This window comes from Alteromonas sp. M12 (assembly GCF_037478005.1).
Classification (GTDB): domain Bacteria; phylum Pseudomonadota; class Gammaproteobacteria; order Enterobacterales; family Alteromonadaceae; genus Aliiglaciecola; species Aliiglaciecola lipolytica_A.
This window is the reverse complement of the sequence record NZ_CP144164.1, coordinates 4,293,308-4,309,686: the sequence shown is the minus strand read 5'-3', so window position 1 is coordinate 4,309,686 and position 16,379 is coordinate 4,293,308. Positions and strand designations below refer to the sequence as shown.

17 protein-coding genes are annotated in these 16,379 nt (G+C 41.4%); 9 read left to right on the top strand and 8 right to left on the bottom strand.

Features of this window, described 5'->3' with window-relative positions:
- Window positions 1–8 precede the first annotated feature (8 nt).
- The 3 genes from VUI23_RS18520 to VUI23_RS18510 form a co-directional block, all read right to left on the bottom strand.
- The gene (locus VUI23_RS18520) at window positions 9–689 is read right to left on the bottom strand and encodes a YitT family protein (RefSeq protein WP_216049075.1); all 681 of its coding nucleotides are present in this window, start codon (window positions 687–689) and stop codon (window positions 9–11) included.
- A 500-nt stretch (window positions 690–1,189) separates the two neighbouring features.
- A complete protein-coding gene (locus VUI23_RS18515; RefSeq protein ID WP_216049074.1) occupies window positions 1,190–1,390 on the bottom strand; it encodes a helix-turn-helix transcriptional regulator in 201 nt (66 codons plus the stop codon).
- The gene (locus VUI23_RS18510) at window positions 1,387–1,809 is read right to left on the bottom strand and encodes a DUF2178 domain-containing protein (protein WP_342805351.1); all 423 of its coding nucleotides are present in this window, start codon (window positions 1,807–1,809) and stop codon (window positions 1,387–1,389) included. Before VUI23_RS18510 ends, VUI23_RS18515 begins: the two co-directional genes overlap by 4 nt.
- 276 nt (window positions 1,810–2,085) lie before the next feature.
- On the opposite strand from VUI23_RS18510, the gene VUI23_RS18505 reads away from it, so the two are divergent.
- Window positions 2,086–2,781: an alpha/beta fold hydrolase gene (locus tag VUI23_RS18505; RefSeq protein ID WP_342805349.1), complete on the top strand. Its 696-nt coding sequence runs from the start codon at window positions 2,086–2,088 to the stop codon at window positions 2,779–2,781.
- Between the two features lie 115 nt (window positions 2,782–2,896).
- On the opposite strand, the gene fadA is transcribed toward VUI23_RS18505, so the two are convergent.
- Both fadA and fadB read right to left on the bottom strand, forming a co-directional pair.
- Window positions 2,897–4,057 (bottom strand): acetyl-CoA C-acyltransferase FadA, encoded by a 1,161-nt coding sequence (gene fadA, locus VUI23_RS18500; protein ID WP_216049071.1) that lies wholly within the window; start codon window positions 4,055–4,057, stop codon window positions 2,897–2,899.
- Window positions 4,058–4,078: 21 nt separating this feature from the next.
- The gene (gene fadB / locus VUI23_RS18495; protein ID WP_342805347.1) at window positions 4,079–6,238 is read right to left on the bottom strand and encodes a fatty acid oxidation complex subunit alpha FadB; all 2,160 of its coding nucleotides are present in this window, start codon (window positions 6,236–6,238) and stop codon (window positions 4,079–4,081) included.
- A 304-nt stretch (window positions 6,239–6,542) separates the two neighbouring features.
- On the opposite strand from fadB, the gene VUI23_RS18490 reads away from it, so the two are divergent.
- Both VUI23_RS18490 and pepQ read left to right on the top strand, forming a co-directional pair.
- Window positions 6,543–8,495: a transglycosylase SLT domain-containing protein gene (locus VUI23_RS18490; RefSeq protein ID WP_342805345.1), complete on the top strand. Its 1,953-nt coding sequence runs from the start codon at window positions 6,543–6,545 to the stop codon at window positions 8,493–8,495.
- A gap of 119 nt (window positions 8,496–8,614) precedes the next feature.
- Entirely contained in the window at window positions 8,615–9,934 is a 1,320-nt protein-coding gene (pepQ, locus tag VUI23_RS18485; RefSeq protein WP_342805343.1) for a Xaa-Pro dipeptidase, read from the top strand.
- A 35-nt stretch (window positions 9,935–9,969) separates the two neighbouring features.
- Here the strand turns inward: pepQ and ispB are convergent, their stop codons facing one another.
- Complete coding sequence (gene ispB / locus VUI23_RS18480) at window positions 9,970–10,941, bottom strand: octaprenyl diphosphate synthase (protein ID WP_216049067.1); 972 nt, start codon at window positions 10,939–10,941, stop codon at window positions 9,970–9,972.
- A gap of 224 nt (window positions 10,942–11,165) precedes the next feature.
- Here ispB and rplU point away from each other — a divergent pair, with 224 nt between their 5' ends.
- The 3 genes from rplU (at window position 11,166) to cgtA (ending at window position 13,042) form a co-directional block, all read left to right on the top strand.
- Window positions 11,166–11,477: a 50S ribosomal protein L21 gene (rplU, locus tag VUI23_RS18475; RefSeq protein WP_216049066.1), complete on the top strand. Its 312-nt coding sequence runs from the start codon at window positions 11,166–11,168 to the stop codon at window positions 11,475–11,477.
- Window positions 11,478–11,492: 15 nt separating this feature from the next.
- Window positions 11,493–11,750, top strand: a complete 258-nt coding sequence (rpmA, locus tag VUI23_RS18470; protein ID WP_216049065.1) for a 50S ribosomal protein L27 — start codon at window positions 11,493–11,495, stop codon at window positions 11,748–11,750.
- Between the two features lie 119 nt (window positions 11,751–11,869).
- The gene (gene cgtA / locus VUI23_RS18465; protein ID WP_342805341.1) at window positions 11,870–13,042 is read left to right on the top strand and encodes an Obg family GTPase CgtA; all 1,173 of its coding nucleotides are present in this window, start codon (window positions 11,870–11,872) and stop codon (window positions 13,040–13,042) included.
- A gap of 6 nt (window positions 13,043–13,048) precedes the next feature.
- Here the strand turns inward: cgtA and VUI23_RS18460 are convergent, their stop codons facing one another.
- Both VUI23_RS18460 and VUI23_RS18455 read right to left on the bottom strand, forming a co-directional pair.
- On the bottom strand, window positions 13,049–14,053 hold the full coding sequence (locus VUI23_RS18460) for a PA2778 family cysteine peptidase (RefSeq protein WP_342805339.1): 1,005 nt from the start codon (window positions 14,051–14,053) through the stop codon (window positions 13,049–13,051).
- A 15-nt stretch (window positions 14,054–14,068) separates the two neighbouring features.
- Window positions 14,069–14,446 carry a PA2779 family protein gene (locus VUI23_RS18455; RefSeq protein ID WP_342805337.1) on the bottom strand — a complete coding sequence of 126 codons (378 nt, stop codon included), beginning with the start codon at window positions 14,444–14,446 and terminating at the stop codon, window positions 14,069–14,071.
- A 277-nt stretch (window positions 14,447–14,723) separates the two neighbouring features.
- Here VUI23_RS18455 and folA point away from each other — a divergent pair, with 277 nt between their 5' ends.
- The 3 genes from folA to yeiP all read left to right on the top strand — a co-directional run bounded on the left by folA (window position 14,724) and on the right by yeiP (window position 16,376).
- Window positions 14,724–15,218 carry a type 3 dihydrofolate reductase gene (gene folA / locus VUI23_RS18450; RefSeq protein ID WP_342805335.1) on the top strand — a complete coding sequence of 165 codons (495 nt, stop codon included), beginning with the start codon at window positions 14,724–14,726 and terminating at the stop codon, window positions 15,216–15,218.
- Between the two features lie 12 nt (window positions 15,219–15,230).
- Window positions 15,231–15,716: a GyrI-like domain-containing protein gene (locus tag VUI23_RS18445; protein WP_342805333.1), complete on the top strand. Its 486-nt coding sequence runs from the start codon at window positions 15,231–15,233 to the stop codon at window positions 15,714–15,716.
- Window positions 15,717–15,809: 93 nt separating this feature from the next.
- A complete protein-coding gene (gene yeiP / locus VUI23_RS18440; protein ID WP_342805331.1) occupies window positions 15,810–16,376 on the top strand; it encodes an elongation factor P-like protein YeiP in 567 nt (188 codons plus the stop codon).
- The last annotated feature ends 3 nt before the right edge of the window (window positions 16,377–16,379 follow it).

The window sequence follows — 16,379 nt, the reverse complement described above, 5'->3', positions numbered from 1 at the left end:
TAGTAAAACTAATTACCTGAAGACTGTATTGTCTCATCAAACATGAGTTCTTGCTGAGCAGTCGCTTCGGGTTGTTTCTTCTTTACCTTTTTAGTCGCAGTGTATCGACCTGGAATGTGGTTTACTGCGATTAAAATATTTAACGTAACTGCGCCTAAAACTGACAATACAACGATATTGAATTCAAACATCAACAGCGATGACAACAGAATAATACAATCAGCCACTAAACCAATGTGACCAGCTCGAAGATTAAATTTATTTTGCAGATAAAGAGCTAAAATTCCCAGCCCACCTAGGCTTGATTTATGTCTAAACATGATCAACATGCCAATACCGATGAGCATGCCGCCTACAGTTGCCGCAAACACTGGGTTAAGATCAGAAATGACAATAAAGTGATCCATATATTCTGTCATTAGCGACACCAAAGTTACCGAGATAAAGGTATTGACGGTGAAACGTTTACTGAGCTTTGTCCATGCTAAAAAATAAAAAGGGATGTTGACGACAAAGAACACAACACCAAAACTAAAGGGTACAAAATGTGTTCCTATGATTGCGATTCCCGCACTACCACCCGTTAAAATTCCCTGAGTTCCGAAAAATACAACGCCTAAGGATACGAATATACCTGCACTGAAAAGTGCCAAAACATCTTCGTAGAATCGGTGTGTAGGGAATGGCATAGCTGATGGTTTTCCTTTTCTCAATGGTGGTTCTGGAATTTGCCGCAAGTGTACCGCAATTAGCTCAGCTTAAAAGCTTGAAGAGATTATGATGCGGTGGAATTTTGACCGTTTAAGTATCGCTTTCTTTACGACTCTTTACACTAGGGTAAACGGACTGTATATAAGATGTAACTATGCATTGGCAAACGCTAATAATGTCCCAGAATTACAATTTTTTGTCCCAATTTTAATACTTTGCTTGTCCCAAAATTATAAGTTCATGTCCCAAAATTATAAATTGGTGCTCCAATTCTCATGGTGTCGCTTAAGTAAAATACATGGATAAATACGACTAAGTGCTTTTCCATCTTTGGAAAATATCGTTTCGTTTCAAAAATTGCGTATTAAAGGTATTTTATAGGTATGCAAGCACTAACTTTTTAGTGCTTCATTTATCTAAAAGGTGCAGCTAAATTACCTATATTAAACCCTAAGTTAACTGGCAGCACCTAGCAGCGTTAATCTGAATATTCATCATCAAATATTTCTTCAATGGGCATACTAAAAAGCCTCGCAGCTTTAAACGCCAAAGGTAAACTGGGATCAAATTTACCTTTCTCAATTGCGTTTATAGTCTGCCGAGATACATCTAATGCATCGGCTAAATCAGCTTGCGTCCAGTCACGCTCAGCCCGCAATACTTTTAGACGATTTTTCACATGTATCTCCTATAACCAATGGCCACTGCAATGCCGTAACTTATCCCCATGACAAATAAAATATTAGACGGGTTAGGAGAGTGAGATATTAGGCGTACTGCTTCTAACAATCCGTACATGGCTCCAAAGACCATACTTACACCCAATGAGATTGCCATCGCTTCCAATTGTATCTTCCGTTGCATTTCATCCATACAGATTAAATGTTGTTTATTTGCGATTATCATTTTGAAACCAAATCCAAGGTTGATGAAAATAGCAATAAGCGTGAAAGTCGTTGCATAGTCCCAAAAAAATTTGGGGCCAAATGCCACTAACGCCAAGCTTAATACCCAACAAGATGTCCAAACGAAAAGTTGCTTTGTCGCTGATTTCCCTCGTTGCTTAATATTTTGAGAGTCGTTTTTTATGGTATTCATATGTATGCCTCATTTGATATATAGTAAATAACACTTTACTTTATGGCAAGCTTAGGTGTCTTTTATGCTGAAGTCAAGTATGCTTTACAAAATGTTTGGCTTTATTGATATTTCCCGATGCAGAGCTCACTTTAAAGCTCGGTCGAGTGCCCATTGGCTGCAACATATGAGACCTCATATTTTAAAATGTTTTTTCCGCGCTGCACTAAAGTACTATAGCCAGTTAACATTTCATTAACTAAAAATAGAGGCTCTACTAACTCACGAGTTCTAACTATGAAAATTCATTTTACTTTGTTCGTAATGTTAATGTCGTTTGCCACTTTTAATACATTTGCAAGCAGTTGCAAAGATGCTGTTGTGCTAGTGCATGGAAATACTGCCTCTCCGGATAGCTGGGACAATACCTATGAGCTGTTGCTCGATGCTGGTTATTCATCGTCAGAAATATTTCGCCCAGATTGGGGATCAAAATCCTGTGCAGTTTGTAATAATCACTCTGGGAGTGAAGAAACACCAGTGAATCAAGCCATCACCAATGCCATAGCAAGTTCTTGTACGGGGAAAATTGATGTTATTGGCCATTCCATGGGAGTCACATTAGCAGCTCAACAGATTTCTAAATTAGCGGTATCGAGCAGTGTAGATACATTTGTTGGTATTGCAGGAGCTGTGCGTGGACTTTGGTCATGCGGCGTTTATCCATTTAATGTTTGGAATTCTACTTGCGGATATTATGGGTTGTCGGTGCAAAGTCCGTTTCTAGATAGCCTCTACGGTACGCCTTTAGGTGCTAAAGTATACTCCATAAAAAGCAACATCGATCAGATAGTGTGTAGCACAGGTGTTTGTTCTGTGGGGGGCGTTCATAGCAGCAGTATTTGGAATGAAGACGCAAGTTATACCTATGTGTTAGGGCATTTTGGATTACAAACTGATACGGCTAATCAACAAGTAAACTTGATTCAGTAATTGAGTTTGTACAATTCCAACAAACCAAAGGGTTGAAGTGACATAAAAAAAACACCTAATGGGCCGAACCCATTAGGTGTTTTTTAATCAATACTAAGGTTTGTTTATTAGGGTGTTAAACCCGTTCAAACACAGTAGCTATACCTTGACCAAGGCCAATACACATAGTGGCTAGACCAACAGACTTGTCGTTAGCTTCCATTAGATTAAGCAAGGTTGTGGAAATACGTGAACCGGAGCAACCAAGAGGGTGACCTAGTGCGATTGCACCACCATTAAGGTTAACTTTGTCTTCGTAAGTATCGATCCAACCCAACTGTTTAATACATGACAGTGCTTGGGCTGCAAAGGCTTCATTAAATTCAGCCAATTCAATATCGTCCATGGTCATACCGGCACGCTGAAGTGCTTTTTTGGTTGCCGGAACTGGACCAAAGCCCATAATCGCTGCATCACAGCCAGCTACTGCCATCGAACGAATTTTAGCTCTAGGTGTTAAACCAAGGGCTTTAGCGCGTTCGGCAGACATAAGTAACATCGCAGAGGCCCCATCCGATATCGCTGATGAAGTACCAGCTGTAACGGTTCCATTTACGGGATCAAATACCGGGCGAAGTGCCGCCATAGTTTCGATAGTGGAATCTGGACGAATCACTTCATCAGCCTCAATGAGTTTCAATACTCCATTAGCGTCATGGCCTTCAGTTGCCACAATTTCATTCCAGCGACCTTCTAAGTGCGCTTTATGTGCTAACTGATGCGAACGAGCACCAAAGGCATCTTGCATTTCACGGGTAATGCCGTTTTGTCTACCTAGTAATTCAGCTGTCATACCCATGTTGCCAGATGCTTTGGCAGTATATTTGGCTAAGCCAGGGTGAAAATCTAGGTTGAAGTTCATGGGTACATGACCCATGTGTTCAACACCACCAATCATGTATACATCGCCCATGCCAGTCATGATACCTTTAGCGGCATCGTGAAGAGCTTGCATCGATGAACCACATAAACGGTTTACTGTCACAGCAGCCGTTGTGCGTGGTATTTGGGTCAATAGTTGCGCGTTACGAGCAACGTTAAAACCTTGTTCTTTGGTTTGCTGTACGCATCCCCAAATGATGTCTTCAATTTCACTTGGGTCAACACCAGGGTTGCGCTCCAATAATTTCGTCATCAAATGAGCAGATAAAGTTTCTGCTCTTACGTTACGGAAAATACCGCCTTTAGAACGACCCATAGGGGTACGAATGCAATCAATAACAACAACGTCTTTCATGTTAAGTCTCCTTGGGTCAGTTTAGGCTGAAAGTTGAAAGTAAGATTTACCAGAAGCGGCCATTTCGCGAACGCCGTCAGTGATTTGGTAAATCGGCCCTAAATGCGCGTATTTATCCGCTAAGGCAACAAAATTACTCAATCCCATTGTTTCAATGTAGCGGAACACGCCACCTCTAAACGGTGGGAAGCCCAAGCCGTAAAGTAGTGCCATATCAGCCTCAGCTGCACTGCCTACTATGCCTTCTTCTAGACAACGAATCATTTCATTGGCCATTGGAATCATTAAGCGCGCAATGATCTCATCTTTGTCGAAGTCTTTTGTTTCGGCACAAATAGGTTTGATTAACTCATAGGCTTCTGGTGCTGCTGTTTTACTAGGGCGACCACGTTTATCTACGCCAAAGTTATAGAAACCTTTGCCGTTCTTTTGCCCAAGTCGCTCAGCTTTATACATAACAGTGACTGGATCATCGCCAATTTTCTGCATACGTTCAGGTATACCGTCTGACATCACACTTGAGGCGTGGTCAGCAGTGTCCATACCAACAACGTCCAACAAATATGCTGGACCCATTGGCCAACCGAAGATTTTTTCCATTACTTTATCAACGGCAACAAAATCAGCCCCATCGAGGACAATTTTGCTGAAACCTGCAAAGTACGGGAATAAAACACGATTGACTAAGAATCCTGGACAATCATTAACCACAATGGGTGTTTTACCCATTTTTAGAGTGGCAGCTACAACTGTATTAATGGTTTCTTCAGAGGTTTTTTCGCCACGAATGATCTCAACCAATGGCATTTTGTGCACTGGATTAAAGAAATGCATGCCACAAAAGCGTTCAGGCTTGTCTAAGCTCTTGGCTAATTGGTTGATGGAAATTGTTGAAGTGTTAGAACAAATGATCGCATCGTCTGCTACTGCTTGCTCTGTTTCTTTCAATACAATGCCTTTGATCTTAGGGTTCTCAACAACGGCTTCTATTACCAAGTCCACCTCTTTAATGGCTGAGTATTCTAGAGTAGGCACGATATTGTTTAAGGTTGAGGCCATCTTGGCTGCATCGACTTTGCCACGTTGCATACCTTTGCCTAAGATTTTGGCTGCTTCATTTAAGCCTAGATCCAATGCCGGTTGGGCGATGTCTTTCATGATCACAGGCGTGCCTTTAACTGCAGACTGGTAAGCTATTCCGCCACCCATGATACCTGCACCTAATACCGCTGTTCGTTTAATTTCTTTAGTAGAAGCTTTTGCTTGTTTTTTGCCTTTACTTTTTACTAACTGATCGGCAAGGAAAATTCCAACTTGTGCTTTTGCTTCATCAGATTTTGCTAACTGAGTGAAACCTTCATTTTCAAGCTTCAACGCACCTTCGCGGTCAAGGCCTGCGGCTTTAGTTACCGTATCAACCATCATATGAGGTGCAGGATAATGTTTCCCTGCTTGGGCGGCGACCATAGCTTTAGCCGTTGAGAAGCTCATTAGGGCTTCATTTTTACCAAGTGTAAGTGGTGCTTTCTTTTGAGCTCGTCGTGCTTGCCAGTCAAATTTGCCAGCAATCGCATCTAATAAAATACTTTTACCTGCTTCAATTAAATGCTCTGGTGCCACTACGCTATCAACAGCTCCCTCAGCTAAGGCTTTCGCTGCTTTTCTGTCGCGACCTGTGGTCATCCATTCAAGGGCGTTATCTGAGCCTATCAGACGTGGCAGGCGAACCGTGCCACCAAAACCAGGCATTAACCCTAATTTTACTTCCGGTAAACCTATACTGGCTGTGGTGTCGGCAACACGTAAGTCACAAGCTAACGTCATTTCACAACCGCCACCTAGTGCGAAACCATTTATTGCTGCGACTGTAGGGAAAGGTAAATCTTCAAATCGATCAAATACTTGAGAAGTTTTAGCTACCCAATCAAGCACTTTTTCTTGGGGCATATCAAATAAACTAGTAAATTCGGTGATGTCTGCACCAACGATAAAAGTAGATTTGGCTGAACGAACTAGAAGACCTTTAATATCACTATTTTTAGCTAATGCTTGGGTTGCTTGATCTAATTCATTTACGGTTTGCTGGTCAAACTTGTTCACAGAACCTTGTGCATCAAACACCAGTTCTGCGAGGCCATTTTCCAGTAATTTCGCGCAAAGGCTTTTGCCTTCAAAAATCATCGTTATCTCCTTCAGTTTAAGGCAGAATAAATGGCTTTCGTTAAGTAGAATAAATCGTCTAAAATACTTAAAGCCATTTAGTAGGGTTTTTAAATCTAATTATAATTGTGTAATTTATTGCACTTAAGCAGTAAATTGTTGTCGAAGATCTAGTTATTCTCAACTCTAATCTGAGCTCATAATAACATGTGGTCGGATCTCTATTATTCAATTTATTTATGTATTAATATTTTTTGAACAAAGCATGTTAGTACTTGCCATGCTTTGTACAGGTAATTTATTGTTCGGAGTTATGACAACTGTTATGAACTATTTTTTCCGAAATGTCTTTTTAGTGCTCGCCGTTTTTTGGGTTTTCAGCACTCACCTGCAAGCACAAACGTCGGCGTCTGCCGTTGACGATGCTTTAGCGCATCAACGAAACGTGTTTAAAGCGCTAGAAAATATGGTGGCCAAACCTAACTCTGCGGAATATCGCCGTTTAAGGGAACAATTAAAAGGCTATCCGTTAGAACCTTACATTGAGCAGCAAACTCTCAAAGCCCATCCATATTTAGCTAATCAAGACAAAATAGATACTTTTTTAGCCCAATATGAAGGTTCTCCTTTAGACCGATCGTTGCGTTATAAATGGTTAACCTATTTAAAAAATAAAAATTATGCTGATTTATACATGCAGTATTTTCGACCCACCTCGAATGTGGAGCTCACCTGTCAGTATTTAACGTATCAATTAGCCGATCCTGCGAATCGTGAAAGCGTATTTAAAAAAGCATCTGAACTTTGGGTAGTGGGTAAATCACAGCCAAATGAATGTGATAAGGTTTTTGCTGCTTGGACGCAAGCTGGTTTTAGAACCCAAGAACGGGTTTTGAAGCGGTTGGCGTTGGCTGGAAATGGCGGTAGTCATACCCTGATTCCTTACTTAAAGACGCTGTTACCGGTTGAACAGCAATATTTAGCTGACTTGTGGTTACGGGTCCGTCGATCGCCCAACTATGTTAGCCATTTATCTAAATTCCCTAAAAAACACCCAGAATTAGAACTGGATATTATTCAGTATGGTTTAGGACGCCTAATTTGGCGAGATGAAGAGCTTGCGATTAAAACTTGGCAATCGGTACTCAAAAAATTCGATGTTGAGCAAAGTCGGCAGTATGATCTTGCTGGCAAATTTGCGGTGGCTTTAGCGATTTCTGAACATCAAAAAGCCGATGAGTGGCTCGAAAAAGCCAGCCATGAAAATGCCGACGAACAGTTATTTCGCTGGCACTTAGCGCACGTGTTGAAAACCGGAAATTGGCAACATGCATTGGAAGTGATAGAACAGATGCCGGAAAAAAATAGCACTGAACTGAGTGCTAGATATTGGCAGGCCCGAGCTTTGGAAAAAATGAATGCCGTTGAAAGTGCGAATCAAAATTACCAATGGTTGGCAAAGCAACGCCATTATTACGGTTTTTTAGCTAGTGGTAAGTTAGCGCAAACACCGCAAATTATAGATCGTCCGTTGGAATTTGATAAACAAACCTTAAACCATATTGCCAATATGGATTCGGCGAAACGGGCTTACGAGTTTCTTCAATTGGAACGCTTTACTTCTGCACGTCGAGAATGGTTTCATCTGCAATCGCAGCTAAATCAACAGCAAAAACTGGTATCTGCGGTTTTAGCCGATAGTTGGGGCTGGCATGACCGGGCCATTTATGGTTTTTCTAATACCGGGTATTTAGATGATATTAAACGACGTTTTCCAATGGCCTATCGCGAGGAGTTAGTTAATCATTCTGAGGCCAATCAAGTTGATCCTGCTTGGGCGTTTGCCGTTGCCCGCAGAGAAAGTTCGTTTATGGCAGACGCGAACTCCAGTGCTGGCGCAAAAGGACTGATGCAACTATTACCTGGTACGGCTCGTTATTTGGCAAAAAAACAACTCAAAACCAACGTGCTTTTTGATCCTGATATTAACGCCGGCTATGGCACTCAGTATTTACGTTACTTAATGGACAAAATGGATAATAATCCGGTGCTTGCCACAGCGTCTTACAATGCTGGCTGGCGACGAGTGCAGAAATGGATCCCCAAAGATCACAGTGTAGATATGGATGTTTGGATTGAAACCATACCTTATAAAGAAACCCGCAACTATGTGAAAGCAGTTTTAGCTTATCAGCAAATTTATGCAATGCAGTTAGGTAAAAAGTCACCATTATTCAATGAACTAGCGAATATGCAACTGGGTGGGCAAACGTTATAAATGTGTAAATTGATTTACATTTTAGAGATTAACTTTCGCCGCCTTTGTTGACCAGTTCCCTTTGGTATATGTTAATCTAGCTGCATTGAATCTAATCTATATGAAGTCCGATAAATACTATGCATACACTTTCTGAATTATATCCCAGCCACATTATTGAAATGCAAAAGCGAACTAAAGAAGCTTTGCTGCGTGAGGGCATAGATGGCTTGATTATCCACTCTGGTCAAAGCAAGCGAATGTTTTTGGATGATAATCATTACCCATTTCATGTTAACCCTCAATTTAAAGCTTGGGTGCCGATAATTGATAATCCAAACTGTTGGTTGGTCGTAAATGGTGTTGATAAGCCCAAGTTGATTTTTTATCGACCTAAAGATTTCTGGCATAAGGTGCCGCCAGAACCTACTGACTTTTGGGCGTCTGAATTTGATATAGTGTTATTGACTCAGGCGGATGCCGTAGAAAAACATCTGCCGTACGACAAGAAGAAGTATGCTTACATTGGGGAATATTTAGAGGTCGCCAGAGCGTTAGGCTTTGATATGGTAAACCCTGATAGAGTCTTACATTATTTACATTATTATCGTGCTTATAAAACAGATTATGAATTGCTGTGTATGCGTGAGGCAAATCAATTAGCAGTTAAAGGACATTTAGCTGCTGAACAGGCGTTTAGAGCTGGCATGTCTGAGTTTAATATTAATCAAGCTTACTTAAAGGCGGTGAAGCAAGGCGACAATCAAGTGCCATATAACAACATAGTCGCGCTAAATGAAAACGCCGCGATATTGCATTATATGGAGCAAGAAATCGCTGCCCCCACTAAATCTCGTTCATTTTTAATTGATGCAGGCGCAAGTTTCCATGGGTACGCTGCAGATATTACACGTACTTACAGTCAGCAAGATGATCGTTTTGCCGAGTTAGTCGCTGCAATGGATGAGGTTACTCTCAAATTGATTGACCTATTAAAGCCAGGTGTGGCTTATACTGAAGTGCACTTAGCTGCCCACAAATACATTGCTGAGTTGTTGAACCGTTTTAATATTGTTAACTTGTCTGCAGACGATATTTTGCAAAATGGCATAACCAAGACCTTTTTCCCCCACGGTATCGGCCACTTTTTGGGGTTACAAGTTCATGATGTGGCTGGACATGTAGCGGATGATCGCGGTACGCCTAATCCTCCTCCTGAAGCGCATCCATTCCTACGTACTACTCGTATTATCGAATCAAGACAAGTCTTCACAATTGAACCTGGTTTATATTTCATAGATAGTTTATTGGCAGATTTACGTGCTACTGAACAGTCCAAATACCTAAATTGGGATGTGATTGATGCTTTTAGACCCTTCGGTGGAATTCGTATTGAGGACAATATAATTGTGCATCGCGACCGGAATGAAAATATGACCAGAGAAATGGGCTTAAATTAGTCTTTAAATCTTTGTTAGAGCAAACGCCGCTATTGTTAAGCGGCGCGTTCTACAGATATATTTGCCAAACCAATAAGTGCTTTTTTGTAATCTGAATCAGGCAATGGCGCTAAGGCTTCAATTGCTTGATTAGCTGCTTGCAGCGCTTTTTGTTTGGTGTAAACCAATGAACCAGTTTGTTCCATGGCGGCTAGAATCTCGTCTAGACTTTCCATGCCGTTGTTTAGTTCAATTGCTTCTTTGATAAGGGCTTTTTGTTTCTCATTACCGTTCCACATAGCATAAAGCAGAGGTAAAGTGGGTTTGCCTTCTGCTAAATCATCCCCTACATTTTTACCCATTTCGTCGCTATCAGCGGCATAATCAAGAATATCATCAACTAACTGGAATGCTGTGCCTAAGTAGCGTCCGTAATCTTGCATAGCTTGCTCAATTTCAGGCGTTTGATCGGTGATCACGGCAGCTAAAAGAGTAGCAGCTTCAAATAAGCGTGCAGTTTTACTATAAATGACTTCCATGTAGCTTTCTTCACTGGTGTTGGGATCATTGCAATTCATCAATTGCATGACTTCACCTTCAGCGATAACATTTGTCGCAGATGAAAGAATCTCCATCACTCGCATACGCTTTAAGTCGACCATCATTTGAAATGAACGGGTGTACAAAAAGTCACCTACCAACACACTGGCTTGATTGCCAAAAAGTTCGTTCGCTGTTTCTCTTCCTCTTCGCATCGTGGACTCATCTACTACATCGTCGTGTAATAGAGTCGCAGTATGAATAAATTCAATAATCGCTGCTAGTGTGTGATGCTGCTGGTTTTCAATGCCTACTGCACGGGCGGCAAGCACCGTAATAAGTGGACGTATTCTTTTACCGCCACTGTTAACAATGTAGAATCCCAATTGATTTATTAATGCCACATCTGAATTCACTTGGGATTGGATTAAGGCGTTAACAGCTTGCATGTCAGGATCAGCAAGACGGCGTATGTTATTTAAGTCCATTATTAATTAATTGGCTCATTTTTACGGTATGTTAATATGCGTGCAATTCTACATAAAAACACAGATCTATCTAGTCAAGTAACCGAATATTATGGCTGTTCACGGAAAAAGCTGAGCTTTTACCAAAATAATTACGATTTAGGCTTGCTACGATAGTTCAGTTCACGTACAATTCGCGCCCTGTTTTTGAATTGTAGCGCCGTGGGCGCAGAGCGGAGTTAAATATGTACGCGGTTTTCCAAAGTGGTGGTAAACAACACCGTGTGGCCGAAGGCCAAACCGTTCGTCTTGAGAAAATCGAAGTCGCACCGGGTGAAGCGGTTGAGTTCGATAATGTCTTGATGGTTAGTAATGGTGATGATGTAAAAATTGGTATGCCTTATGTTGATGGCGGCAAAGTAACTGCTGAAGTAGTTTCTCATGGTCGTGGTGACAAGATTAAAATTGTCAAATTCCGTCGTCGTAAGCATTCTCGTAAGACCCAAGGTCATCGTCAGTGGTTCACGGAAGTGAAAATCACTGGTATAAACGCTTAATAGGAGTACGAACTAATGGCACATAAAAAGGCGGGTGGTAGTACTAATAACGGTCGTGACTCAGAAAGTAAACGTTTAGGTGTTAAGCGTTTCGGTGGCGAGTCAGTATTAGCTGGTAATATCATTGTTCGTCAGCGTGGAACTCGTTTCCACCCTGGAGATAATATGGGTATCGGTAAAGACCACACTCTTTTCGCATTGTCTGATGGCAAAGTTGAATTTGGTGTTAAAGGTCCTAAGAACCGCAAATATGTAAGCATCGTTGCAGAGTAAGACGAGCTAACAAGTAAATTGAAAAAGCCCCGCTCTTGCGGGGCTTTTTATTGCTAGAGAAAAAAGTTGGGGCGGAGTAATATATTACTTGGCCCGTGTAAGCTTAATTGAGGTGTGAGATGAAATTTGTAGATGAAGCTGAAATACGTGTTGAAGCTGGAGACGGCGGCAATGGCGTTATCGGTTTTCGCCGCGAAAAATACGTTCCTAGGGGTGGCCCTGATGGAGGCGATGGTGGTGATGGCGGCAGCGTTTATCTGGTAGCAGATGAAAACCTTAACACCTTAATTGATTTTCGCTTTGAACGTTTTCACCGTGCTGAACGTGGCAAAAATGGCCAAGGCAGTGATTGTACAGGGCGTGCAGGCGAAGACTTAGAGCTTAAAGTACCCGTAGGTACCAGAGCCACCGATAAAGATACTGGTGAGGCTTTAGGTGACTTGACCAAACACGGTATGCGTTTGAAAGTGGCGCAAGGCGGTTTCCATGGCCTTGGTAATGCGCGTTTTAAAAGTAGTACCAACCGTGCCCCAAGACAAAAATCTAACGGTTCTCCAGGAGAGATTCGTTGGTTAAGTCTAGAATTGATGTTGCTTGCCGATGTTGGTTTATTAGGGTTACCTAATGCCGGTAAATCGACCTTTATTCGTTCGGTATCGTCTGCAAAACCTAAAGTTGCTGATTACCCTTTTACTACTCTTGTACCTAATTTGGGGGTAGTAAGACAGGATTCTCAACGTAGCTTCGTGATAGCGGATATTCCTGGATTAATCGAGGGAGCTGCAGATGGAGCTGGCTTAGGCATACGCTTTTTGAAACACCTAGAGCGTTGTCGGGTACTGTTACATTTGATTGATTTATTACCCGCTGATGAATCTGATCCGGTTGAAAATGCCAAAGCAATTATTGCTGAATTAGACAAATACAGTCCTAAATTGGCGGCTAAACCACGTTGGTTAGTCTTCAATAAGATCGATTTGTTGCTCGAAGAAGAAGCCAAAGAAATCTGCGATAAGATCATTGAAGCATTAGATTGGGATGGCCCAAGTTTCCAAATCTCAGCATTCCAGAAGAAAAACACCGACGAAGTTTGTCGCGAAGTCATGAATTACTTAGATACACTGCCAAATGAAATGGATAGTTTGGAAGAGTCTGAGGAAGAAGTTAACTTCAAATGGGATGCGTACCACAGTCAGACACAACAAGATGATCACTTAGATGATGATGATGATGATGATTTTGATGACGACGATGACGATTACGATGTAGAAGTGGTTTACACTAGAGAGTAGATTTTTTTAATCGACTAAGCTAGGTAATTGACACTGAGCGCCTGAAGTATTTTCAGGCGTTTTTGTTTCTGTTGTTTCTGTTAAGAGTTCAGCATAGCTGCGCTTTAGCAAATCATCATCTGGAAATTTGTCTAAGGCATATTCCATCAGTTGCCGCGTTTGTACAGGGCATCCTTGATTGGCAAGAGAGTAAGCGTAATTGTTTAGGTAAGCACCCTGATCTTTACCATACTGCCAACCTTTGAAAAACCATTGATTAGCCTGTTGATAATCGAACTCGGCGAAATGATTAGCAAGCAAAAAGTAGCCTAGCCATTGTTCAGGCCACTGTTTTGTCGCAGCAACTAAGTTTGTTAAACCTGCTTCCACTTGGCCGGTTTGTAGCATGTCAAACGCTGCACTAGTGTATTTAAATGCGTCCAAATTATTATGGGTTAATCCCGCAGGTAAGGGCATCAAATACCAATAATTCCCCCTTTGCCATAGGCGCTCAAAAAGCTCAAATGACATAGTATGGCTTTCGGTGACCCCTGTGTGGAGCTGAATAGTTTGACTATCGAGATCATATCCAGTGACCAATGCATAATGCCACATAGGCAACCAAGAAATTGATTGGTTTTGAAAAACGATGACAGGCACATCATGCTCAATTGAATAAAGTAATTGTTCCAAATTTCCGCGTCCAGAATAGGCTAAATAGCCATACTGCCGAGCAGCTGAAACCATTTCCAATTGCAAGCTGCCTTCTTTTTCAGGAATAAATAGCTTAGGCGCAATATCTTCAGCGGAGACTTGCTCTCCATAATAGGCGAACACCTCCGATAAGGTTGTTGGCCCACAGTAAAATTCTTGCTGAGGATAAAAAGGAACGTCATCGAGATTCTTTTGACTCGGTATATCCGTTGGCGCAGACGCCTGCAAGGCGTCCGCTTGTGGCGTCGATTGACATCCGGTTAGCCAGAAAGCGCCAACCAATAGCAGCCACTGCACAACCAAGGTGATATTTTTCATCCGGTAAATATTATGTTAGCTGTTGATTGGACGAATGAACGGGTAAACATCGGTAATTCCCAACACATCTAATACCGCAATAACCACAAGCACAGTCACAATAGTTCCTACAATACCACCTGCTGGAGCTTCGTTAAGCTGGGCATTCAGTTGATTAATTTCACTGTCCGTCATTGCATTAATTCTGGCTAGCGCGTCTTTTTTTTCAACGCCTAAATCGACGAGTTTATTCTGCACTTCTTCTCGATCAAACATAGAAATAATTTGTTGTTTGTTATATTGAGTTGATTGAGTTTGCATTACGCTTGAAGAGCTAATTGCTTCGGCATGAACCAAACCGCTGAAAAGCGTTAACGCCATTATGTTTGCAATCAATAGTTTTGTGAGTTTCATAATTACTTCCTTCAAATGGTTTATAAGAATCACGATATCTATGTCAGTAAAGCAAAAACTGAACCAAAATTGGAAAATGCTGGTATAGCATAGACTGCAGGTGGCTTAGGGGCTTTTAGATTAAAAAACTACAGAGAGTTGTTCTGAAAATTTTACCTAAGTTGTAACTATTACACGACACATTTAGATATTTAAAAGTGTTAGAATGAAGCAAGTTAACACAACCAATGCGCTACGCATTTTTTAAATTAGTATTGTTTAAAGGCTGTAAATTTATATGTTGATATCAATGATTGCTGCGATGGCAAAGAATCGTGTGATTGGGGCTGATAACAGTATGCCTTGGCACCTTCCGGCAGACTTAGGTCACTTCAAGCGTACGACTTTGGGTAAGCCCGTAGTGATGGGGAGGAAAACCTATGAGTCCATCGGTAAAGCCCTTCCCGGTAGATTAAACATCGTCATTAGCCGTGATTCTGAGTACCAGCTCGAAGATGCTATCGTTGTGTCGAGTTGTGAGGACGCTGTCAAAGCCGCTGGCGATATAGACGAACTGATGATAATTGGTGGCGGCACAATTTACAGTCATTTTTTACCATTATGCCATCGCCTGTATTTGACTCAAATTGACTTGGCCGTGGCAGGAGATACGTATTTCCCTGATTATAATCAGTCAGCTAATTGGGAAGTTATAGAAACGGAGTCTCACTTAGCCGATGAGAAAAATAAGTATAACTATCAATTTCTTACCTTAAATCGTGTAGAGAGTTAATTAGAAGATTATATGCGCCCAGAACTTAATCTCAGTGATGTGGAAATTGTTGAATTTGCCGAGTTGGATATCGCCATTTTAAGCCATCGAGGCTCACCGCGAACTTTACCGCTGAGTATTCAAAACTTCGTTGCGTGGCGAAAAGCCAACCAGCTTTCGCCTGTCAACAGTCGTACATTTAATATTATTTATGATGATCCTAGGCAGGCTACTGAAACTGAATACCGTTTCGGATTAGGCGTAGAAATTAAATCGAATTCGTATGCTCTGGCTGAAAATATGCATTTTGAAACCATTCCTAGTTGTCGATGCGCCTATTTTAGACACATAGGGCCAGAACATTTATTGTCCCATAGCTTAGAGTTTTTGTTCACCCACTGGCTTAATGCTACGCAAAATCTCCCTGGGAAATTCCCGCTATTTTTCGAACGTGTCAGCTTCGGACCCCAAGTGTTAGAAACAGAAATGATCACAGATATATATTTACCCTTAAATTAGCCCTAAAAATCGTATTTTAGCGTGCTAATTACTTCTGTGTTTTTACACTTCGTGATACTTTAATAGTAAGCAATTTTTAAGTTGAGCAAAATAATGCCAAAAGCGAGTGAAGTAAAAAAGAATGCCGCAATTGAACATAACGGTAAAGTCTATCTTGTAAAAGATATCAACAAACTTACCCCTAGTGGTCGAGCTGGTGCGAGTTTATACCGTATGCGTCTGTATGAAGTTTCTACCGGGGCAAAAGCTGATGAAAGTTTTAAAGCGGATGAGATGATCAATACTGCTGAGTTCTTCCGTCGTAAAGTCATGTTTTCTTACGTTGACGGTACAGAATACGTGTTTATGGACAGTGAAGATTACACACCATTTTCATTGGACAAAGATACAATTGCTGAAGAGTTGCTGTTTTTTACAGAGGAAACTGAAGGTCTACAGATATTGATTGTAGATGGTAAACCTGTAGGGATAGAACTACCTGCGTCTGTTGAGCTAGTCATTACTGAAACTGACCCGTCGATTAAAGGCGCATCGGCAAGTGCGAGAACTAAGCCAGCGACACTTTCAACTGGGCTAGTCGTTCAAGTACCAGAATATATTGCAGCAGGTGAAAAAGTTAAAATTAATACGGCTGAACAAAAATTTACCAGTCGCGCGTAGTTT